Source organism: Streptomyces sp. NPDC059832 (genome assembly GCF_042731715.1).
GTDB lineage: Bacteria > Actinomycetota > Actinomycetes > Streptomycetales > Streptomycetaceae > Streptomyces.
In genome coordinates, this window is the sequence record NZ_JBHWIY010000001.1 from 207,861 (window position 1) to 232,841 (window position 24,981).

At 71.5% G+C, this 24,981-nt stretch carries 2 protein-coding genes; both read left to right on the forward strand.

Annotation, left to right across the window (positions count from 1 at the left end; translation table 11 throughout):
* The first annotated feature begins 244 nt into the window (after nucleotides 1-244).
* Nucleotides 245-10,327 (forward strand): type I polyketide synthase, encoded by a 10,083-nt coding sequence (locus ACFV8T_RS00760; RefSeq protein ID WP_385323019.1) that lies wholly within the window; start codon nucleotides 245-247, stop codon nucleotides 10,325-10,327.
* An 89-nt stretch (nucleotides 10,328-10,416) separates the two neighbouring features.
* On the forward strand, nucleotides 10,417-24,978 hold the full coding sequence (locus ACFV8T_RS00765; RefSeq protein WP_385323020.1) for a type I polyketide synthase: 14,562 nt from the start codon (nucleotides 10,417-10,419) through the stop codon (nucleotides 24,976-24,978).
* The last annotated feature ends 3 nt before the right edge of the window (nucleotides 24,979-24,981 follow it).

A 24,981-nucleotide genomic window follows, 5' to 3' on the forward strand; every position in this document is an offset into this window, starting at 1 on the left:
GCTAGAGAAAAACTCGGGAAACGATCCGGACCGCCTTCATAGGGGGGTCTCGGATCTCTTCAGGGGTTGAAGGCCACTCACCGGCTGGAATAGCTTCGCGTCAAGAGTTGTATTGAGGAGAATAATGCGGACTTGAGATCGGGTCGGTCCTGATGTCGTCCTGAATCCCTTCGCGTTTTCCCTCGATACGGAGAAAAAACTCCCAAAGACGCGATGCGCTGGCTGCTGCCCAGGGTGGGGATGAATGGCGAACGAAGAGACGCTTCGGGATTACCTGAAGCTGGTTGCGGCGGACCTGCACCAGACACGTCAGCGCCTGCGGGAGGTGGAGGCCCGCGACAGCGAGCCGATTGCCGTCGTCTCCATGAGCTGCCGGTATCCGGGCGGTGTACGGACCCCCGACCAGCTGTGGCAGCTGGTGGAATCCGGCGTCGACGCGGTGTCGGACTTCCCCGAGGACCGGGGCTGGAGCCGCGGCGACACCGATTCCGGCCCCCAGGAGGGCGCCTCCTTCCGCGAGGAAGGCGGCTTCATCTACGACGCCACCGACTTCGACCCGGCGTTCTTCGGCATCTCGCCGCGCGAGGCCCTCGCCATGGACCCCCAGCAGCGGCTGCTGCTGGAGTGCGCCTGGGAGGCCCTGGAGACCGCCGGGATCACCCCCGACTCCCTCGCGGGCAGTCGCACCGGAGTGTTCACCGGAACCACCGGCCAGGACTACTCCCACCTGCTGGCCCCGCCCCCCGCGGGCACCGAGGGCTACATCCTCACCGGCACGGCGGCGAGTGTCGTCTCCGGCCGCATCGCCTACACGCTCGGCCTCGAAGGCCCTGCCGTGTCCGTCGACACGGCCTGCTCGACCTCCCTCGTGAACATCCACCTCGCCGCCCAGGCCCTGCGCAACGGCGAATGCACGCTCGCCCTTGCGGGCGGCGCGACCATCATGTCGACGCCCAGCGCCTTCGGCGGCTTCAGCGAGCAGGGCGGCCTGGCCGCCGACGCCCGCTGCAAGGCGTTCTCCGCCGCCGCGGACGGCACCGGCTGGAGCGAAGGCGTCGGCATCCTCCTGCTGGAGCGGCTCTCCGACGCCCGTCGCAACGGCCACGACGTCCTCGCGGTCGTACGCGGCTCCGCCGTCAACCAGGACGGTGCCTCCAACGGCCTGACGGCCCCCAACGGCCCCTCCCAGCAGCGCGTCATCCTCGACGCCCTCGCCAATGCCCGCTTGACCACGGCCGATGTCGACGCCGTCGAGGCGCACGGCACGGGTACGAGACTGGGCGACCCGATCGAGGCCGAGGCGCTGCTGGCCACCTACGGCCAGAACCGGCCCGAGGACCGCCCGCTGTGGCTCGGCTCGCTGAAGTCGAACATCGGCCACACCCAGGGCGCCGCCGGTGTCGGCGGAGTCATCAAGATGGTGATGGCCATGCGGCACGGCGTCCTGCCGCAGACCCTCCACGCCGACGAGCCCTCGCCGCACGTCGACTGGTCCGCCGGCGCCGTAGAACTGCTCACGGAGGCCCGCGCCTGGCCCGCAACAGGTGCGCCGCGCCGCGCCGGAGTCTCCTCGTTCGGCATGAGCGGCACCAACGCGCACATCCTCGTCGAGCAGGCCCCGGAAGCCGTTGCCGAGCCGGGGGACGGTACGACGGACGAAACGAAGCCCGAAGCAACGGACGAAGCCTCGGACGAACCGCTCAAGGCTCCGGCCGTGCGCACCGCCGCCGTACCCTGGGTGCTGTCGGCCAAGACTCAACAGGCTCTGGCCGCCCAGGCCGAGCGCCTCCACGCACACCTTCGCGACCACGCCGACGTCCCGCTCGCGGACATCGGCCACTCCCTCGCCCGGACTCGGACGGCCTTCAGCCACCGGGCGGCCGTGGTGGCCGGCGCGCGTGCGGACTTCCTCGCCGCCCTGGAGTCACTCGCCGAAGGAACACCCTCCGCCGACGTGGTGAGCGGGACCGCCGGGCGCAGTTCCCGTCCGGTGTTCGTGTTCCCGGGGCAGGGTGCGCAGTGGTTCGGGATGGCGGTGGGTTTGCTGGAGTCCTCGCCGGTGTTTGCGGCGCGGATGGCGGAGTGTGCGGCTGCGTTGGAGCCGTATGTCGACTGGTCGTTGCTGGATGTTGTCCGTGGTGCGGAGGGCGCTCCGGGTCTGGATCGGGTGGATGTCGTTCAGCCGGTGTTGTGGGCTGTGATGGTGTCGCTGGCGGAGGTGTGGCGGTCGTTCGGGGTTCGTCCGGCGGCGGTTGTCGGTCACTCGCAGGGCGAGATCGCGGCAGCCGCTGTGGCGGGCGTCCTGTCGTTGGGCGATGCGGCGAAGGTGGTGGCTCTGCGGAGCCGGGCGATCATCGCGCTTGCGGGTCGTGGTGGCATGGTGTCGGTGGCCCAGCCCGCCGTGTGGGTGCGGGAGAGGATCGCGGCCTGGGACGGCCGGATCTCCATCGCCGCCGTCAACGGGCCTTCGTCCGTGGTCGTTTCGGGTGATCCGGAAGCCTTGGGCGAGCTGGTTGTCGACTGCCGGGCCAATGACATCCGCGCCCGCAGGATCGATGTGGACTACGCCTCGCACTCCGCGCACGTGGAGGAGATCGAGGCGGAGCTGGCGCGACTGCTCGCGGGTATCGCTCCGCAGGCCGGTGACACGGCCCTGTACTCGTCCCTCACCGGCGCCCTCCTCGACGGTACGGAGATGGGCTCCGGGTACTGGTACAACAACCTCCGCGAGACCGTCGAGTTCGAGCAGGCCACCCGCGCCGCCCTCGCCGACGGGCACAGCATCTTCATCGAGGTCAGCCCCCACCCGGTCCTCTCCCTCGGTCTCCAGGGCACCATCGAGGACACCGGCACGGATGCCGTGACCCTCGGCACCCTGCGCCGTGACGAGGACGAGGCGCAGCGCCTGCTGACCTCTCTCTCCGAGGCGCACTGCCACGGTCTCGACATCGACTGGACGGCCGTCTTCGGCACCGGCGCCACCCGCGTCGCCCTGCCCACCTACGCCTTCCAACGCACCCGCTACTGGCCCGAGTTCCAGCCCGGATCCGCCATCGCGGCCGCGCAGACCGCCGACCCGGACGAGGCACGCTTCTGGCAGGCCATCGAGCAGGGCAACCTCGAAGCCCTGGCCACTGCCCTGGACGGCGCCGACACCGAGCCCCTGCGTGCGGCTCTCCCCGCACTCACCTCCTGGCGGCGCAGTCGTCAGGAGCGCTCGACCATCGATTCCTGGCGCTACCGCGTCACCTGGAAGCCCGTCGCCTCGACCACCGAGGCCGCTCTCACCGGCCGCTGGCTGCTCGTCGTACCCGAGAACCCGGCCGACAACGACGCCGAGCTCGCGGACACCCTCGCCGCGGGCCTGGCCCGGCAGGGCGCCGAGATCGTTCGTACGACGCTCCGAGGTCTTGCCGACGCCGGTCTGCCGGACACCGACGGGATCATCTCCCTCGTCGGTCTGGACGAGACCCCGCACGCCGAGTTCACGGCGCTGCCCAACGGCCTCATCGCCACCGTCGACCTGGTCAAATTCCTGATCGAGGCCGCCGGTCCGGCTCCGCTGTGGACCCTCACACGCGGTGCCGTGGCCGTCGGCAAGTCGGACCCGCCGGCCGACCCGGCGCAGGCGACCGTCACGGGCTTCGGCCGTGTGGTCGGTCTGGAACACCCGGGCTGGTGGGGCGGTCAGATCGACCTGCCCGCCACCCTCGACGACCGCGCCCTCGCACGGATCGCCGGAATCCTGGGCACCACCGGCGACGAGGACCAGGTCGCCGTCCGCGCCTCCGGCGTCTTCGCCCGCCGCCTCGTCCGCGCCCCGTTCGGCGAGCCCGTGCAGTCCTGGAGCCCCCGGGGCACCATCCTGATCACCGGTGGCACGGGGGCCCTCGGTACGTTCATCGCCCGGTGGCTCGCGGACCAGGGCGCCGAACACCTGGTCCTGACCAGCCGGCGGGGCCCCGCCGCACCCGGCGCCGCCGAGCTCGAAGCCGAACTGACCGCCAAGGGCGTCCGTGCCACGATCGCCGCCTGCGACGTGAGCGACCGCACCGCCGTCGAGAACCTCGTCGCCGGTCTGCGCAGTCAGGGAGACCCCGTCACCGCGGTCATCCACACGGCGGGTGTGAGCCAGCTCAGCTCCATCGAGGACACCGACCACCCCACGTTCGCCGATGTCATCACCGCCAAGGCGGCCGGCGCACGCAACCTGGACCACGCACTCGGCGACGACCCGCTCGACGCCTTCGTCGTCTTCTCGTCGATCTCCGGCATCTGGGGAAGCGGCGGCCAGGGCGCCTACGCCGCGGCCAACACCTACCTCGACGCCTTCGCCGCGTACCGCCGCGCCCGCGGCCGGACCGCCACCGCCGTCTCCTGGGGCGCCTGGGGCGGCGCCGGTATGGCAAAGGGCGAGGCCGAGCAACTGCTCAGCCGCCGCGGTCTGCCGGTCATGGACCCCGACCTGACGATCAACGCGATGCGCCAGGCCGTCGAGCACGGCGAGACCACCCTGACCGTCGCCGACATCCGCTGGGACCGCTTCGTCCCCTCCTTCACCGTGGCGCGCCGCAGCCCGCTGCTCGAAGACCTCCCCGAGGTACGGGAGATCCTCGACGCGGCCGAGGCGGAGGCAGACGGCGCCGAATCGGGCGTCACCTCCGCTCTCCAGCGCCGGCTTGCCGGGCTGACCCCGGCCGAGCAGCGCAACCGGATGGTGGAACTGGTGCGCGGCGAGGCCGCCGCAGTCCTCGGATACGCCGATGCCGGTGCGCTCGACACCTCGCGGCCCTTCCGTGAACTCGGCTTCGACTCGCTGACCGCCGTGGACGTACGCAACCGCCTGAACACCGCCAGCGGCCTGCGGCTGCCCGCCACTCTCGTGTTCGACCACCCCACCGTCGCGGAGCTCGCCGGTCACCTCCTCACCCTCGTCCTCGACGAGCCGGCCGAAGACCTGCCCGCCGAATCGTCGGCGGCGCTGTCCATGACGGGAGCCGGAGCGGACGAGGACCCGGTCGTCATCGTCGGCATGAGCTGCCGCTTCCCGGGCGGGGCGAACTCGCCGGAGGACCTCTGGCGCGTGGTCGCCCAAGGCATCGACACCGTGGGCGACATCCCCGCCGACCGTGGCTGGCCGGGCAGCGACGCGGCCGACCGGCCGGTGGCCGCGGGCGGCTGGCTCGCCGGTGCGGGCGACTTCGACGCCGGGTTCTTCGGCATCAACCCGCGTGAGGCCCTGGCCATGGACCCGCAGCAGCGGCTGCTGCTGGAGGCGTCCTGGGAGGCCCTCGAACGGTCCGGAATCGACCCCTCGTCGATGCGGGGCAGCCGCACGGGTGTGTACATCGGCGCCTCCTCGCAGGGATACGGCAGCGATGTCACCCGGACCCCCGAGGGCACCGAGGGCTACCTCATGACCGGCACGGCCACCGCCGTGCTCTCCGGCCGGGTCTCCTACACTCTGGGCCTGGAGGGCCCGGCGGTGACGGTCGACACGGCCTGCTCGTCCTCACTGGTCGCCCTGCACATGGCCGTCCAGGCTCTGCGCAGCGGCGAATGCTCGGCCGCCCTCGTCGGCGGTGTCGCCGTGATGGCGACCGGTACCGTCTTCGCCGAGTTCAGCCGACAAGGTGGACTCGCGGGCGACGGCCGCGTCAAGGCGTTCGCGGACGCGGCGGACGGCACCGGCTGGGGCGAGGGTGTCGGGGTCCTGCTCGTCGAGCGGCTCTCGGACGCCGTGCGCAACGGCCACGACGTTCTCGCGGTCGTACGGGGATCGGCGATCAACCAGGACGGCGCGTCCAACGGCCTGACCGCCCCCAACGGCCCGGCGCAGCAGCGCGTCATCCGCCAGGCCCTCGCCCAGGCCGGGATCTCGGCCGCCGACGTGTGCGTCGTCGAGGCGCACGGCACGGGCACGACCCTGGGCGACCCGATCGAGGCACAGGCCCTGCTGGCCACCTACGGCCAGGACCGCCCGGCGGGGCACCCGCTGTGGCTGGGCTCCCTGAAGTCGAACATCGGCCACACGCAGGCCGCCGCCGGTGTCGCGAGCATCATCAAGATGGTCATGGCGATGCGCCACGAGGTGCTGCCCCGGACCCTCCACGTCGATACGCCGTCCACGGAGGTGGACTGGTCGGCGGGCGCGGTGGAACTGCTCACCGAGGCCCGAGACTGGCCGGAGGCAGGTGATCACCCGCGCCGCGCGGGAGTGTCCTCCTTCGGAGTCAGCGGCACCAACGCCCACACCATCCTTGAGGAACCGCCCGCCGCAGGCCGCGGCACCACAAGCGAGGAGGCCCCCGGCCGACCGGCTCCGGCCACCGTCCCATGGGTTCTGTCCGGCCGCGGGGAGAACGCCCTGCGGGCACAGGCCGCGCTGCTCGCGGAGTACGTGAGCGGGCAGACGGCCGCCGATCCGGCACCGCTGGACACCGCATGGTCGTTGGCCACGGGCCGCGCACATCTGGAGCACCGGGCCGCTGTAGTCGCCGGCGAACGGGAGGAGTTCCTCACCGCTCTGAAGGCGATTGCCGCAGGCATACCGGCCCCAGGTGTGGTGCGGGGTGTGGTGGGCGCCGGTCGTTCGGCGTTCCTGTTCTCGGGTCAGGGTTCGCAGCGGTCCGGGATGGGCCGGGAGCTGTACGAGGCGTACCCGGTGTTCGCGGATGCCTTCGACGCGGTGTGTGCGGAGCTGGACCGTCATCTCGACCGGCCGGTGAAGGAGGTGGTGTTCGGCGGGTCGGAGCTGATCGACCAGACCGTCTACACCCAGGCGGGCCTGTTCGCGATCGAGGTGGCCCTCTTCCGGCTGCTGGAGCACTGGGGCGTGACCCCGGACTACCTCCTGGGCCACTCCATCGGTGAGCTGGCCGCCGCGCACGTGGCGGGTGTCTGGTCACTGGAGGACGCGGCGGCGCTGGTTGCCGCGCGGGGCCGGCTGATGCAGGCACTCCCGACCGGTGGCGCGATGGTCGCCATCCAGGCCACCGAAGCAGACATCCTGCCGCTGCTCACCGAAAGCGTCTCGATCGCCGCGCTGAACGGCCCGGACTCCGTGGTCATCTCCGGCGACGAAGACGCCGTACTGACGATCGCGTCGGGCTTCGAGAAGACGAAGCGGCTGCGGGTCAGTCACGCCTTCCACTCGCCGCGCATGGAACCCATCCTGGCCGAGTTCAAGGCCGTGGCGGAGAACCTGACCTTCCGCGCACCGAAGCTCTCGATCGTCTCCAACCTCACCGGTGAACTCGCCGGTGAGGAGCTGCTGTCGGCCGACTACTGGGTGGATCATGTCCGCCAGGCGGTCCGCTTCCTCGACGGCGTACGCCACCTGGAAGCCCAGGGCGTCACGACGTACCTGGAGCTCGGCCCCGGCGGCGTCCTCTCCGCGATGGGCCAGGACTGTGTGACCGGCGACGAGGCCGGTTTCGTACCGGCCCTGCGCAAGGACCGTACCGAGACCGAAGCGCTGACCACCGCCGTGGCGGAGCTGCACACGCACGGCGCCCCCGTCGACTGGGCCGCCTACTACGCGAACTCCGGCGCCCGGCGCACCGACCTGCCCACCTACGCCTTCCAGCACGAGCACTACTGGCTGCGCTCCGCCGGACCCGCACTCGGCGACCTCAGCCAGATGGGTATGGGACCCACGGAGCACCCCTTCCTCGACGCTTCCGTGAACGTCGCCGGATCGGACGGTCTGCTGCTCAGCGGCCGGATCGGCCTCGACACCCACCCCTGGCTCGCCGACCACGCGGTCATGGGCACGGTGCTGCTGCCCGGTGCCGCGTTCGTCGATCTCGCCGCCCATGCCGCGGCCGAGGCGGGCTGCGACCGGGTCGAGGAACTGACCATTGCCGCCCCGCTCGTCCTGGGCACCGCGGACGCCGTCGTTCTTCAACTGTGGGCCGGACCTGCCGAAGACGGCCGGCGCCCGTTGGAGATCCACTCCCGTCCGGCCCGGGAGGCCGCGGCCCGCTGGACGCGGCACGCGAGCGGCGTACTCGTGACCGACACCGCCGGCCAGGCCGGTCTGGCCCTGACGGAGTGGCCGCCGCAGGACGCGGAACCGGTATCGGTCGATGGCGTGTACGACTTCATGAACGGGATCGGCTACGGCTACGGGCCTGTCTTCCAGGGCCTGCGGGCGGTGTGGCGTGGCGAGGACGAGGTGTTCGCCGAGGTCGCGCTGCCCGAGGACGTGTGGGACGAGGCGGGCCGCTTCGGACTGCACCCGGCGCTGCTCGACTCCGCCCTGCACGCCATCGGAGTCAGTGGCGGTTCGCTTGCCGAGGGAGGTCAACTGCCCTTCGCCTGGACCGGCGTGAGCGTGTACGCGGTCGGCTCGCCGGTGCTGAGGGTCCGTATCACCACTGCCGACACCGGAGCCGTGTCGCTCGATCTCGCCGATGCCGTCGGCTCGCCGGTGGCGCGGATCGACTCCCTCGTCATGCGGCCGCTGAGCGCCGGACAGCTGGCGCCTCCCTCCCAGGGCGGCTCCGACCCGCTCTTCCGCCTGGAATGGACGCCCGCAGGCGCCCCGCAGGCCGGAGCCCCCGCTTCCGCTTCCGCCGACGAAGCCGACGCCGTTACGGTCCTCGAAGTGCCCGCGCTCGGCGCCGAATCCGGCATCGACGTGGTGTCCGGCGTGCACGAGCGGGTGTCCGACGTCCTGAACCAGCTGCAGGACTGGCTGGGCGCCGACCACGACGACCGGGCCCGCCTGGTCGTCGTGACCCGCGGCGCGGTGGCCGCAGGGGGCTCCGAGGTCTCGGACCTGGCCGCAGCCGCCGTATGGGGCCTGGTGCGCTCCGCCCAGTCCGAACACCCGCACCGGATCGGCCTGGTCGACACCGACGGCTCCATCGAGGGCTACGACTTCCTCGCCGCCCTCGGCGAGCAACAGGCCGCGGTCCGGGCCGGCGAGGTGCACGTACCGCGCCTGACACGGGTCACGGTCCCGGACGCGCAGCCTCTCCCGGCCGTCGACGGCGCGGTACTTGTCACCGGTGCGAGCGGCGGCCTCGGCGGCCTGGTGGCCCGCCACCTCGTCGAGACGTGGGGCGCACGGAATCTCGTACTGGCCGCCCGCCGCCCCGACGGCGGCCCCGACGGCCCCGAACTCATCGCAGAACTCGAAAACCTCGGTGCCACCGCCCGCTGGGTGACCTGCGACGCGGGCGACCGCGCCGCGCTCGCAGCGGTCATCGACGTGATCGCCGCGCAGGACGGCGGCCTGGCCGGTGTCGTGCACGCGGCAGGTGTCGTCGACGACGGCGTCCTCGAATCCCTCAACCCCGAGCGGATCGCGGACGTACTGCGGCCCAAGGCCGACGCGGGCTGGCACCTGCACGAACTCACCGCCCACCTCCTCGACCTGTCCTTCTTCGCCCTGTACTCCTCCGCCGCCGGTACCTTCGGCGGCCCCGGCCAGGCCAACTACGCGGCGGCCAACGCCTTCCTGGACGCCCTGGCCGCCGTACGCCGGACCCAGGGCCTGCCCGCCACCTCGCTGGCCTGGGGGCCCTGGGGCGAGGGCGGCATGCTCGGGGAGCTCGGCGCGGGCGACATCGCCCGCATGAGCCGGGCAGGCATGGCCCCCCTCTCCGCCGCGCAGGGCCTCGCTCTCTTCGACGCCGCCGCCCGCGCCACCGAGCCGCACCTGCTCCTCACCCGGCTGACACCGAACGAGTCGCAGGTACGCGCCGACATGCTGCCGCCACTGCTGCGCCCGTACTTCCGTACGGCCACCCGCCCGCAGGCCGCGGCCGGCCGGCCCGGTGCCGAATCGGCGGCGTCCCTCAAGGAGCAGCTGTCCCGGCACACCGACGACGAGCGCTACCGCGCCGTGCTCGACGTGGTCCGCGAGGCGATTGTTACCGTGCTCGGCCACTCCTCGACCGCCGTGGTCGAGGTGGGCAGGGGCTTCCTGGAGATCGGATTCGACTCCCTCACGGCCGTCGAACTCCGCAACCGGATCAACCAGGTCACCGGCCTCAAACTGGCGGCCACGCTGATCTTCGACCACCCGTCGCCGGAGGCGCTGGCCCGCCACCTCTCCGAGGAACTCGCCTCGCAGAGCAAGGTGTCCGCCCTCGCGCTGCTCAGCGAACTGGACCGAATCGAAGCCTCGCTGGCCGTCGTCCCCGCGGACGACGACGACCGTTCCCAGGTCACGGAACGTCTGCGCGGTCTGCTGTCGGCCTGGACCGACAGCCGGCCCGCGGCCGGCGACGGCCAGGACGACACGACCGACCTGGAATCCGCGACCGCGGACGAGCTCTTCGACCTTCTCGACGGCGAGCTGGGACTGTCCTGACTCTCGTGTTCGTCCCCGCGTCCACCGGCGCGGGGACTTCCGCGCCCCCCCCGCGCCGATCCCGCCTCGCTCTCAAGGAGTGCCACGTCATGTCGAACGAGGAGAAGTTCCTCGAGTACCTCAAGCGCGCCACGGCGGATCTGCGGGAGGCCCGTACCCGACTGCGTGAATTCGAGGACCGCGACCGCGAGCCCATCGCCATCGTCGGAATGAGCTGCCGCTACCCGGGAGGCATCGGCTCTCCCGAGGATCTGTGGCGGCTCGTCGAGGACGGCGGCGACGGCATCTCCGAGTTCCCGACCGACCGGGAATGGGACGTCGAGCGGCTGTTCGGCGTCGACGAGGCGGGCACGTCCAACGCGTGGGCCGGTGGCTTCCTGGCCGGGGCCACCGAATTCGATCCGGCGTTCTTCGGGATCTCGCCGCGCGAGGCCCTGGCGATGGACCCCCAGCAGCGGCTGCTCCTCGAAGCCTCCTGGGAGGTGTTCGAGCGTGCGGGCATCGACCCGGCCACGGTCAAGGGCAGCCGTACGGGCGTCTTCGCCGGCCTGATGTACCACGACTACCTGACGCTCATGCAGTCCCTCCCCGAGGGCGTCGAGGGGTACCTGGGCACCGGCACCTCCGGCAGTGTCGTGACCGGCCGCATCGCCTACACCCTGGGCCTGGAGGGCCCGGCGGTGACGGTCGACACGGCCTGCTCGTCGTCGCTGGTCGCCCTGCACATGGCGATCCAGGCGCTGCGCTCGGGCGAGTGCTCCATGGCTCTGGCGGGCGGTGTGACCGTCATGTCGACGCCGGGCACCTTCGTCGACTTCAGCCGCCAGGACGGCCTCTCCTTCGACGGTCGCTGCAAGTCCTTCTCGGACGACGCGGACGGCACCGGCTGGTCCGAGGGCGTCGGCATGCTCCTCGTCGAGAAGCTCTCGGACGCCCGCCGCAACGGCCACCGGATCCTGGCCGTCATCCGCGGCTCGGCCGTCAACCAGGACGGCGCCAGCAGCGGCCTGACCGCTCCCAACGGGCCGTCGCAGCAGCGGGTGATCCGCCAGGCCCTGGCCAACGCGCGCGTCTCCGCCGCCGACATCGACGTCGTCGAGGCACACGGCACGGGCACCACCCTGGGCGACCCGATCGAGGCGCAGGCGCTGATCAACACGTACGGCCAGGAGCGAGTGGAAGGCCGGCCGCTGTGGCTCGGCTCGCTGAAGTCGAACATCGGCCACACGCAGGCGGCGGCCGGTGTCGCGGGCATCATCAAGATGGTCATGGCCATGCGCCACGGCGTCATGCCCCGAACCCTTCATGCCGACCGTCCGACCTCCCAGGTGGACTGGGAGGCGGGTGATGTGGAGCTGCTGACCGACGCCCGGGAGTGGCCCGAGACGGGGGAGCGGCCGCGTCGTGCCGCTGTCTCCTCCTTCGGCGTGAGCGGTACGAATGCGCACGTGATCCTGGAGCAGGAGCAGGAGGAGCCGGTCGAGGAGCCGGTTGTCGGGGCCGTGCTGCCGGTGGTGCCGTGGCTGCTCTCCGCCAAGTCGGAGGAGGCGCTGGCCGCTCAGGCGGAACGGCTGCTGGCCCGGGTGGGTCAGGCGTCGCCGCTGGACATCGGCTACTCGCTCGCCTTGACACGGGCGTGCTTCGAGCACCGCGCGGCGGTGGTCGGCAGCACGCACGAGGACTTCGTCCGCGGCCTGGAGACGATCGCGGACGGCACGGTGCGGGGTGTCGTGGGCGGTGGCCGTTCGGCGTTCCTGTTCTCGGGTCAGGGTTCGCAGCGGTCGGGGATGGGGCGTGAGCTGTACGAGGCGTTCCCGGTGTTCGCGGACGCTTTCGACGCGGTGTGCGCGGAACTCGACCGGCATCTGGACGAGTCGGTGAAGGGTGTTGTGTTCGGTGGGTCGGAGCTGATCGACCAGACCGTTTACACCCAGGCGGGGCTGTTCGCAATCGAGGTTGCGCTGTTCAGGCTGCTGGAGCACTGGGGCGTGACCCCGGACTACCTCCTGGGGCACTCGATCGGTGAGCTGGCTGCCGCGCATGTCGCGGGGGTGTGGTCGCTGGAGGACGCTGCCGCGTTGGTCGCCGCGCGGGGTCGTCTGATGCAGGCGCTGCCCATCGGCGGAGCCATGGTCGCCATCCAGGCCACCGAGGCGGAAGTCCTGCCGCTGCTCACCGACGGCGTCTCCATCGCCGCTCTGAACGGCCCGGATTCCGTGGTGATTTCGGGTGATGAGGACTCCGTACTCGCCATCGCGTCGGGCTTCGGGAAGACGAAGCGGCTGCGGGTCAGCCACGCGTTCCACTCGCCGCGCATGGAACCGATGCTGGCCGAGTTCAAGGCAGTGGCGGAGAACCTGACGTTCCACACACCGCAGATCCCGATCGTCTCCAACCTGACCGGCGAAATTGCTGGTGAGGAGCTGCTGACGGCCGACTACTGGGTGGACCACGTCCGCCGGGCGGTCCGCTTCCTCGACGGCATCCACCAGTTGGAGTCCCAGGGCGTCACGACGTACCTGGAGCTCGGCCCCGGCGGCGTGTTGTCCGCGATGGGCCAGTCCTGCGTGACGGACGAGGCCAACTTCGTACCGGCCCTGCGCAAGAACCGTGCCGAGGCCGAGGCGCTCGTCACCGCTGTCGCGGAGCTGCATGCGCACGGCGCCTCCGTCGACTGGGCCGCGTACTACGCGAACACTGGCGCCCAGTACGTCGACCTGCCCACCTACGCCTTCCAGCACCAGCACTACTGGCCCAAGAACTCCGTCCCGGCAGGTGATCCGACCAGCGCCGGTCTGAGTTCGTCCGAGCACCCGCTGCTCGTGGGCTCGGTCGCGCTCGCGGGCGAGGATGTCTCGCTGTTCACGAGCCGGTTGTCGCTGGAGTCGCACCCGTGGCTGTCCGATCACGCGGTCTTCGGCTCGGTGCTGCTGCCCGGTACTGCCTTCGTCGAGCTTGCGCTGCATGCCGGTGAGCGCGCCGGCTGCGCGGTGCTCGACGAGCTGACCATCCAGGCTCCGTTGGTCCTGCCCGAGCGGGGGGCCGTGATCCTCCAGGTCGTCGTGGGTGCCGAGGGCGGGGACGGCCGACGTCCGGTCGCCGTCCACTCCAGCCCGGCCGGCAGTGTCGAGGACGAGACCTGGACCCTGCACGCCTCCGGTGTCGTCGCTGCCGAGGCCGTTGTGCACCCCGCCGTCACGCTCACCGAGTGGCCGCCGCGTGATGCGGTGGTCGTCGAGACCGGCGGCCTGTACGAGGAGATGGCCGGCGCCGGGTTCGGTTACGGTCCCGTCTTCCAGGGCCTGCGCGCGGTGTGGCGGCGTCGGGACGAGGTGTTCGCCGAGGTCGCACTCGACCAGGGCCTCTGGGACGAGGCGGGCCGGTTCGGCCTGCACCCGGCGCTGCTCGACTCCGCCCTGCACGCCATCGGGGTGAGCGGTGGCCTGGCCGGTCTCGATGGTCCGGGGCTGCCGTTCGCCTGGACCGGCGTCAATCTGACCGCCGTCGGCTCGCCCGTCCTGCGCGTCCGGATCTCGGAAGGCCGGGGCGGCGCGGTGGCGCTGGACCTCGCCGACGGCACCGGAGCCCCCGTCGGGCGCGTCGACGCGCTCGTCCTGCGGCCGGTGACGGCCGAACAGATCGACGGGGCTTCGCCGCGCGAGGGATCCGACTCGTTGTTCCGGCTGGACTGGGTTCCGGCTCCGAACACCCCGACCGCCGACCCGGCGGGGGAGTTCGACGTTCTGGTGGTCCCTGGCCCCGACGCGGATGCCGATGCCGGCGTGGTCGGGGACGTCCACGGCCGTGTTGCCGATGTGCTCGCCCGGCTTCAGCGCTGGCTGACCGACGATTCGGCCGGCCGCCTGGTGGTGGTGACGCGTGGTGCGGTGGGTGAGGTCTCGGATCTCGGTGCGGCTGCGGTGTGGGGGCTGGTGCGTTCGGCGCAGTCCGAGCATCCGGACCGGATCGTCCTTGCCGACGTCGACGTCGATGTGGATGTCGATGTGGAGGGTGGGTTCGGGGGGTTTGGTGCGCTGGTTGCGTTGGGTGAGCCGCAGGTGGTGGTTCGTGGGGGTGAGGTGCTGGTGCCCCGGCTGGCCCGGGTTTCGGTGCCGGCCGACATGGACGCGGCGGCTGCGGCGGGGGCTGTGGGGGTTGCGGGTGCGGTTCTGGTCACGGGTGCGGGTGGTGCGCTGGGTGGGTTGGTGGCCCGTCATCTGGTGACGGTGCGGGGTGTGCGGGATCTGGTTCTGGTGTCGCGGCGGCCGGGGACGGGGCTGGTCGCGGAGCTGGAGGAGCTGGGGGCGTCGGTTCGGTGGGTGGCGTGCGATGTCACGGACCGGGACGCGCTGGAGGCTGTGGTCTCCCGGATCGCCGGGGAGGAGGGTGGTCTGGCGGGTGTGGTGCATGCCGCCGGTGTCGTGGACGACGGTGTACTGGAATCACTGACCCCGGAGCGGGTCGCGGGGGTTCTGCGTCCGAAGGCCGATGCGGCCTGGTACCTCCACGAGCTGACGGCCGGTCTGGATCTGTCGTTCTTCGTGATGTTCTCGTCGGCTGCCGGTGTCCTGGGCTCCGCGGGCCAGGCCAACTACGCCGCCGCGAACGCCTTCCTCGACGCGTTGGCCGCCGTACGCCACTCCCAGGGGCTGCCCGCCACCTCCCTCGCCTGGGGCCCCTGGGCGGAAGGAGGCATGGCAGGCCGCCTCGACGCGGCCGACATCGCACGCATGCGGCGTGGCGGCATCCCTCCGCTGTCGGTCGAAGAGGGGCTGGCGCTCTTCGACCAGGCCCTCGGGGTGGATGAGGCAGTCCTTGCCCCGGTCCGGCTGGACCTCGGTGTACTGCGCAAGGCGCCTGTTGTTCCGCACCTGTTGCGTGGTCTGATCCGTACGACGCATCGTCGTGCGGCGCGGGCCGGCAGTGGTCAGTCCTCCGCGTTCGTGCAACGCCTGCTGGCCCTCGGCACCGACGAGCGCACCCGGCTGATCCTGGACACCGTGCGCGGCGAGGTCGCGGCCGTGCTCGGCCACGCCTCCGACGACGCCGTCCCGGCCGAACGTGCCTTCACCGAGCTGGGCTTCGACTCCCTCACCGCCGTCGAACTCCGCAACCGCCTCAACACCGTCACCGGCCTGCGCCTGCCCGCCACCCTCGTCTTCGACTACCCCTCCGCCGGACAGCTCGCCGACCACCTCGCCGACGAACTCTCCGGCGAAACCACCACCACGACCACGATCGCCACGACCACCGTCGGCGACGACGAACCCATCGCCATCGTCGGCATGGCCTGCCGCTACCCCGGCAACATCAACTCCCCCGAAGACCTCTGGAACCTCGTCGCCACCGGCACCGACGGCATCTCCGCCTTCCCCACCGACCGCGGCTGGGACCTGGACAGCCTGTATGGCGATGGCCCCCGGTACGACGAGGACGGCAGGTCGCTGACGCTGGAGGGCGGGTTCCTCTACGACGCCCCGGGCTTCGACGCGGACTTCTTCGGGATCTCGCCGCGCGAGGCCCTGGCGATGGACCCGCAGCAGCGGCTGCTGCTGGAGGCGTCCTGGGAGGCGCTGGAGCGGGCAGGGATCGACCCGGCGACCGTGCGCGGCAGCCGTACCGGCGTCTTCGCCGGACTGATGTACCACGACTACGTCACCCGTCTGTCGGGTGCCGATGACACCGAGGGGTACCTCGGCACCGGCAATGCGGGCAGCGTGGTCTCGGGCCGTGTCGCGTACGCGCTGGGACTCGAAGGCCCGGCCGTCACCGTGGACACCGCCTGCTCCTCGTCGCTGGTCGCGCTGCACTGGGCGATCCAGGCGCTGCGCACGGGCGAGTGCGACATGGCGCTGGCCGGCGGTGTGACCGTCATGTCGACGCCGACGACGTTCGCCGAGTTCAGCCGCCAGGGCGGCCTCGCCTTCAACGGGCGCTGCAAGTCCTTCTCGGACGATGCGGACGGTACGGGCTGGGGCGAGGGCGTCGGCGTGCTGCTGGTCGAGCGGCTTTCCGAGGCACGGCGCAAGGGCCACCAGGTGTTGGCGGTGGTGTCGGGTTCGGCCGTGAACCAGGACGGTGCGTCCAACGGTCTGACCGCTCCCAACGGACCGTCCCAGCAGCGCGTCATTCGCCAGGCCCTCGCCAACGCGAAGGTCTCGGCCGACCAGGTCGACATCGTCGAGGCACACGGCACCGGCACCTCGCTGGGTGACCCGATCGAGGCTCAGGCGCTGCTGGCCACGTACGGCCAGGGGCGTTCTGATGACCGGCCCCTGTGGCTCGGTTCGGTGAAGTCCAACCTCGGTCATACGCAGGCTGCTGCCGGTGTTGCGGGCATCATCAAGATGGTCATGGCCATGCGCCACGGCACCATGCCGCCCACTTTGCACGTTGCCGAGCCGTCCACGCACGTCGACTGGTCGGCGGGTGCGGTGGAGCTGTTGGCGGAGGCGCGGGAGTGGCCGGAGGTGGGTGGTCGTCCGCGTCGGGCGGGTGTGTCGTCGTTCGGGATCAGCGGGACGAATGCGCACGTGATCCTGGAGCAGGCTCAGGAAGAGCCGGCGTCTGTGGAGGCGCCGGAGGCCGTGCTGCCGGTGGTGCCGTGGCTGCTTTCTGCCAAGTCGGAGGAGGCGTTGGCCGGTCAGGCGCAGCGGTTGCTCGGTCTGGTGGCCGGTGCTTCGCCGCTGGATGTCGGCTGGTCGTTGGTGTCTTCGCGCAGTGTCTTCGAGCACCGTGCGGTGGTGGTCGGTGAGGACCATGAGGCGCTGCTGCGGGCGCTCGCCGAGGGACAGCCGGTGCCCGGTGTGGTGCGGGGTGTGGTGGGCGCCGGTCGTTCGGCGTTCCTGTTCTCGGGTCAGGGGTCGCAGCGGGCCGGGATGGGCCGTGAGCTGTACGAGGCGTACCCGGTGTTCGCCGATGCCTTTGATGCGGTGTGCGCGGAGCTGGACCGGCACCTCGACCGGCCGGTGAAGGGTGTTGTGTTCCGTGGGTCGGAGCTGATCGACCAGACCGTTTACACCCAGGCGGGGCTGTTCGCGATCGAGGTTGCGCTGTTCCGGCTGCTGGAGCACTGGGGCGTGACCCCGGACTACCTCCTGGGCCACTCCATCGGTGAACTGGCCGCCGCGCACATCGCGGGCGTCTGGTCCCTGGAGGACGCTGCCGCGTTGGTCGCCGCGCGGGGTCGTCTGATGCAGGCGCTGCCCATCGGCGGAGCCATGGTCGCCATCCAGGCCACCGAGGCGGAAGTCCTGCCGCTGCTCACCGACGGCGTCTCCATCGCCGCTCTGAACGGCCCGGATTCCGTGGTGATTTCGGGTGATGAGGACTCCGTACTCGCCATCGCGTCGGGCTTCGGGAAGACGAAGCGGCTGCGGGTCAGCCACGCGTTCCACTCGCCGCGCATGGAACCGATGCTGGCCGAGTTCAAGGCAGTGGCGGAGAACCTGACGTTCCACACACCGCAGATCCCGATCGTCTCCAACCTGACCGGCGAAATTGCTGGTGAGGAGCTTCTGACGGCCGACTACTGGGTGGACCACGTCCGCCGGGCGGTCCGCTTCCTCGACGGCATCCACCAGTTGGAGTCCCAGGGCGTCACGACGTACCTGGAGCTCGGCCCCGGCGGCGTGTTGTCCGCGATGGGCCAGTCCTGCGTGACGGACGAGGCCAACTTCGTACCGGCCCTGCGCAAGAGCCGTGCCGAGGCCGAAGCGCTGGTCACCGCTGTGGCGGAGCTGCATGCGCATGGCGTCTCCGTCGACTGGACGACGTACTACGCGAACACCGGCGCCCAGCGCACCGACCTGCCCACCTACGCCTTCCAGCACCAGCACTACTGGCCCGAGCCAGCAGCCACCCCCGCCGAGGCCAAGGCCGCCGCCGACCCGGTCGACGAGAGTTTCTGGGCGGCCGTCGAGCGGGCGGACGTTGCTCAGCTGCTCGACACGCTCGACATCGCCGATGGCGACGACACCACCCAGGCCTCGCTGGCGAACGTGCTTCCGCTGCTCTCCGAGTGGCGGCGCGAGCGGCGCAGTCACGCGACGCTCGACGACTGGCAGTACAGGATCACCTGGAAGCCCGTCCCGACCACCAGCCCCGCACTGTCGGGCCACTGGCTCCTGGTCGTTCCGGAGGAGACCGCTGAGGCCCCGCACGCGGAAGCCGTCGCCGCCGCGCTCGTCGCGCACGGCGCCGACGTCACGCGTGTCGTCCTGACCGACCGGTCCTCGCTCGCCGGGACCCTCGCCGGTGTACTGGCCGACGGCGTGGTCTCGCTCGTGGACCTGCACGGTACGGCCGTTCTCGTCCAGGCGCTGGCCGACGCAGACGTACGGGCGCCGCTGTGGTGCCTGACACGGGGAGCCGTCTCCGTCGGGGCGGCCGACCGGATCACCAGCCCCGAACAGGCCGCCGTCTGGGGCCTCGGCCGGGTCGTCGGCCTCGAACTCCCGCAGCGCTGGGGCGGTCTCGTCGATCTCCCGGCGGAGCTTGACGACCGCGCCGCCGCTCGCCTCTGCGCGGTGCTGGCGGCCACCGACGACGAGGATCAGCTGGCCGTCCGCGGATCCGGGGTCTTCGTACGCCGGCTGGTGCGGGCACCGTTCAGCGAGCCGGCACCGGCCTGGACCCCGCGGGGGACCGTTCTCGTCACCGGCGGCACCGGAGCCCTCGGCGGACGGATCGCCCGCTGGCTGTCCGGCAACGGCGCCGAGCACCTCGTCCTCACCAGCCGCCGTGGCCCCGACGCCCCCGGCGCCGAGGAACTGCGCGACGAACTCACCGCCACGGGCGTACGGGTGACCATCGCGGCCTGCGACGTCGCCGACCGCACGGCCCTGCACCGGCTCCTCGACGGACTGCGCGAGGCGGGCGACACGGTCACCGCCGTTCTGCACACCGCGGGCATCGGTCCCACCCGCGCCGTCACCGAACTCACCCCACCCGAGATCGATGCGGTTCTGGGGGCGAAGGTCCGCGGCGCGGCCCTCCTCGACGCGTACTTCACCGAGGAAATCGAGGACACCGCGCTGGACGCGTTCGTCCTCTTCTCCTCCAGTGCCGGTGTCTGGGGCAGCGCCGGCCAGGGTGCCTACGCCGCCGCCAACGCCCACCTCGACGCGCTCGCCCAGCAGCGCCGCTCGCGCGGCCTGACCGCCACCTCCATCGCCTGGGGTGCCTGGGGCGGTGGCGGTATGGCCGACGGTGAGGCCGGCGAGCTGATGAGCAAGCGCGGCCTGCCCCTCATGGATCCGGACCTGGCCGTGCTCGCCCTGCAGCGCGCGGCGGCCGGCGACGAGCCCTGCGTGGCGATGGCCGACATCGACTGGGACCGGTTCACTCCCCGCTTCACCGCTGCCCGTCCGCAGCCGCTGATCTCCGAGATCCCGGAGGTCCGTAGCCTGCTGGCCGCGGTCGAACGGGCCCGGGACGGCGAGGACGAGAACAGTTCCGCGTTCCTCGGCCGCCTGCGGGCCCTCTCCGCGGCCGAACAGCACCAGACCCTCCTCAAGCTGGTACGTGGCGAGGCCGCCGCCGTCCTCGGTCACGCAACCGCCGAGGCCGTGCAGCCGGGCCGGGTGTTCCAGGACCTCGGCTTCGACTCCCTCACAGTGGTCGAGCTGCGCAATCGCCTGAAGGCCGCGACCGGACTGGCGCTGTCGGCGACCCTCGCGTTCGACCATCCGTCGCCCGAGGCCCTCGCGCACCACCTGCGTACCAGCCTCCTCGGCGACGACCACTCCACGGCCACTCACGGCACGGCCCGCGACGCCGCGGCCGGAGCCGACGACGACCTGATCGCCGTCGTCGGGATGAGCTGCCGTTTCCCCGGCGGCGTGAACAACCCCGAGCAGCTGTGGGACCTGGTGGCCGAGGGCCGCGACGCCGTCGGCGGCTTCCCCGTCGACCGTGGCTGGGACGTGGAGCGGCTCTACGACCCGGAGCGCGGCACGCCCAACACCTCGTACACGGATCAGGGCGGATTCCTCTACGAGGCCGGGTACTTCGACCCCGCCCTCTTCGGGATCTCGCCGCGTGAAGCCCTCGGCATGGACCCGCAGCAGCGATTGCTGCTCGAAACGTCGTGGGAGGCGTTCGAGCGGTCCGGGATCGACCCGGCGTCGGTCCGTGGCAGCCGTACGGGCGTGTTCACCGGCACGAACGGTCAGGACTACGCCACCCTCCTGCTCGGTGTCACCGATGCCGACAGCCTCTCGATGACCAGCAATGCGGCGAGTGTGGTGTCGGGTCGTATCTCGTACACGTTCGGTCTGGAGGGGCCGGCGGTGACGGTGGACACGGCGTGTTCGGCTTCGCTGGTCGCGTTGCACCTGGCGGTGCAGGCGTTGCGGTCGGGTGAGTGCGAGATGGCGTTGGCGGGCGGTGTGACGGTCATGTCGACGCCGGGTGCGTTCATCGAGTTCTCCCGGCAGGGCGGGCTCGCGGGCGACGGCCGGGTCAAGGCGTTCGCGGAGGCCGCGGACGGCACCGGCTGGGGCGAGGGCGTGGGCATGCTCCTCGTCGAGCGGCTGTCCGACGCCCGCGCGAAGGGACACCCGGTCCTGGCGGTCGTCCGCGGCTCGGCGATCAACCAGGACGGTGCGTCCAACGGCCTGACCGCCCCCAACGGCCCGGCGCAGCAGCGGGTCATCCGCCAGGCCCTGGACAGTGCGGGCCTGACCGGCGGCGACGTCGACGTCGTCGAGGCCCACGGCACCGGCACCACTCTGGGCGACCCGATCGAGGCGCAGGCCCTGTTGGCCACGTACGGGCAGGAGCGGCCGGAGGGTCGGCCGTTGTGGCTGGGCTCGGTGAAGTCGAACATCGGTCACACCCAGGCCGCCGCCGGCGTCGCCGGGATCATCAAGATGATCACGTCGATGCGGCACGGCGTCATGCCCCGCACCCTCCACGTCGACCAGCCCTCCACCCACGTCGACTGGACCACCGGAGCCGTCGAACTCCTCACCGAACCCCGCACCTGGGACCAACGCCAACACCCCCGCCGCGCCGCCGTCTCCTCCTTCGGCATCAGCGGCACCAACGCCCACGTGATTCTGGAGGAGCCCCCGGCCGAGGACCCGGCACCGGCGGTCGTCCGTGCGGACACGGCCGATGGATCGCTGGTGTCCTGGCCCGTGTCCGGCGTGACGGAGGAAGCGCTCCGGGCCCAGGCGGAGCGGCTGCGTGCCTACGCGGCCGGCGCCGCCGAACCCGATCTGCTCGACACGGGCTACTCCCTGGCGACCACCCGTGCGGCGCTCGCGCACCGGGCCGTCGTCCAGGGCCGCGACCGCGCCGCACTCATCGCCGCCCTGAGCGGCCTCGCTCGCGAAAACACGGTGAACGGACTGGTCAGGGGCACCGCCCTGGGCGGTGAGACCGCCTTCCTGTTCTCGGGTCAGGGGTCGCAGCGGTCCGGGATGGGCCGTGAACTGTACGAGGCGTACCCGGTGTTCGCCGATGCCTTCGACGCGGTGTGTGCGGAGCTGGACCGTCATCTCGACCGGCCGGTGAGGGAGGTGGTGTTCGGTGGGTCGGAGCTGATCGACCAGACCGTGTACACCCAGGCGGGCCTGTTCGCGATCGAGGTTTCCCTCTTCCGACTGCTGGAGCACTGGGGTGTGACCCCGGACTATCTGCTGGGCCATTCGATCGGTGAGCTGGCTGCCGCGCATGTGGCGGGTGTCTGGTCGTTGGAGGACGCGGCGGCGCTGGTCGCGGCGCGGGGCCGGCTGATGCAGGCCCTTCCGACCGGTGGGGCGATGGTCGCCATCCAGGCCACCGAAGCTGACGTCCTGCCGCTGCTCACCGAAAGCGTTTCGATCGCCGCGCTGAACGGCCCGCACTCCGTGGTCATCTCCGGCGACGAAGACGCCGTACTCGCCATCGCATCAGGCTTCGCCAAGACGAAGCGGCTGCGCGTCAGCCACGCCTTCCACTCGCCGCGCATGGAACCCATGCTCACCGAGTTCAAGACAGTCGCTGAAGGTCTGGCCTTCCACGCGCCGAAGCTGCCCATCATCTCCAATCTCACCGGCCAGGTCGCCGGGGAAGAGCTACTGACCGCCGACTACTGGGTGGATCACGTCCGCCAGGCCGTCCGCTTCCTCGACGGCGTACGCCACCTCGAAACCCAGGGCGTCACCACCTACCTGGAGCTCGGCCCAGGCGGCGTCCTCTCCGCCATGGGCCAGGACTGCGTCACCGACGACGCCTCCGCCTTCCTCCCCGCCCTGCGCAAGGACCGCGCCGAACCCGAGGCCCTGACCACCGCCCTCGCCGAACTCCACGTCCGAGGCACCCGCATCGACTGGACGACGTACTACGCCAACACCGGCGCCCAGCACACCGACCTGCCCACCTACGCATTCCAGCACAAGCACTACTGGCCCGAGGTGTCCTTCGGCAGTCCGGAAGGGCAGCAGAGCACCGGCGGCAGCACCGATGTCAATGCGATCGACGCAGCCTTCTGGCAGGCCGTCGACCAGGAGGACCTGACCGCGCTCAGCGAGACGCTCGACCTCGGCGGCGACGACGCCCGGGTCTCCGCGCTCGGCGACGTACTGCCCCTGCTCTCCACCTGGCACCAGGAGAGCCGTGAGCGTTCGGCCGCCGACTCCTGGCGCTACAAGGTCGTGTGGCGACCGCTCACCGAGCTGACCGTGCCCACGCTCACCGGCACCTGGCTGCTCGTCGTCCCGGCTGCGGGCGCCGACGAGGAGCTGGTGCGGGCCTGCGCCGACGCGCTCAGCGGTCACGGTGCAGCGGTCGAACTCCTGCGGCCCGCCGACGAGCCGGACCTCGCCGCTCGTCTTCGCACTGCGGCGACCGGGCAGCAGCTCGGCGGTGTGCTGTCCCTGCTCGCCATGGACGAGCGCCCGCACAGCGCGTACGAGGTGCTGCCGACCGGTCTCACCGAGGCCCTTGCCCTGGTCAAGGCGATGGCCGAGGCGGAGCTGACCGCGCCGCTGTGGTCCGTCACCCGGACCGCGGTCGCGGTGAGCGAGTCCGATGGGCCCGCACGGCCCGTCCAGGCCCAGATGTGGGGTCTCGGCCGGGTCGCGGCTCTCGAACACGCCGCGTTCTGGGGCGGACTCGTCGACCTGCCCGAGACACCCGACGCGGGTGCCCTCGACCGGATGGCCTCCGTGCTGGCGCAGCGTACGGCCGCCGCCGGCCCGCCGCGCGACGGGGTCGAGGACCAGGTGGCCGTGCGGGCCTCCGGGGTCTTCACCCGACGCCTCGTCCCCGCCTCCACCTCGGGTGCGAAGGCGCGCCGTCAGTGGCGTCCCACCGACACCGTGATCGTCACCGGCGGCACCGGAGCCATCGGCGCGCACGTCGCCCGCTGGCTTGCTGCGAACCACGCCGAGCACATCGTCCTGACCAGCCGGAGCGGTGAAAAGGCAGCTGGTGCACGGGAGTTGAAGGCCGAGCTGGAGCTCACGGGCACCAAGGTCACTGTCGCGGCCTGCGATGTGGCCGACCGGGATTCCGTCAAGGCGCTGCTGGACGGACTCGCGGCGGACGGGCACCACGTCCGTACGGTCCTGCACGCCGCGGGTGTCGGCCTCCTGGCTCCGCTGACCGAATGTGGCCCGGAAGCGGCTGCCTACGTCGCGAACGGCAAGGTGTCCGGAGCCCGTCACTTCGACGAACTCCTCGACCCGGCCGGGCTCGACGCGGTGGTCTACTTCACCTCCGTCGCCGGTGTCTGGGGCGTGGGCGATCACGGCGTGTACGCCGCCGCCAACGCCTATCTCGACGCCCTCGCCCAGCAGAGCCGGGCCCGCGGGGTGCCCGCCACGGCCGTGGCCTGGGGGCCCTGGGCCGAAGGCGGAATGGCCGCGGGCGCCGACGACAGCCGGGGCGAGGGCGCGCTGAGCAGGCACGGTGTGCTGGCGCTGCGGCCCGAGCTCGCCATGGTCGCCCTGCAGGAGGCCCTCGATCACGAGGACGCCGCGGTGGTCCTCGCCGACATGGACTGGGAGCGGTTCGCACCGGTCTTCACCATGAGCGGCGACCGTCCCCTCATCGGGGAGATCCCGCAGGTCAAGAAGGTCAACGAGCAGCAGGGAGCAGCGGCCTCCGAGGCGTCGGGCTCGGCTCCCGCTCTGCGGGCCAAGCTCGCCGAGCTGCCCGAGGCCGAGCAGGACCAGCTGGTTCTGGACCTGGTACGGGAACACACCGCCGGGGTCCTGGGCCACGCGTCGGCCCAGGACATCGAGGCCCGCCGGGCCTTCCAGGACCTCGGGTTCGACTCGCTGACCGCCGTCGAACTGCGCAACCGGCTCGGCGCGGCCACCGGTCTCAAGCTTCCGGCGACCATGGTCTTCGACCACCCGACGCCGGTCGTGCTCGCGGCCCTCCTCAAGGCCGAGATCCTGCCGGCCGCCGCGGAACAGGTCCTTCCGGCGGTGGAGGAGCTCGATCGCCTGGAGCAGGCACTCGCTGCCCGCGACAGCGATGACATCGGCCGGGTCAGGGTGGTCATGCGGCTCGAAGCCCTGCTCTCGAAGCTCAGCCACGACCGACGCGCCGACGAATCGGCGGCCGACCGGGACGGCGCTGTGGCGGGACTCGAATCTGCCACTAACGACGAGCTGTTCGATCTGATCGACAGGGACCTCGGGCTCTCCTGACCA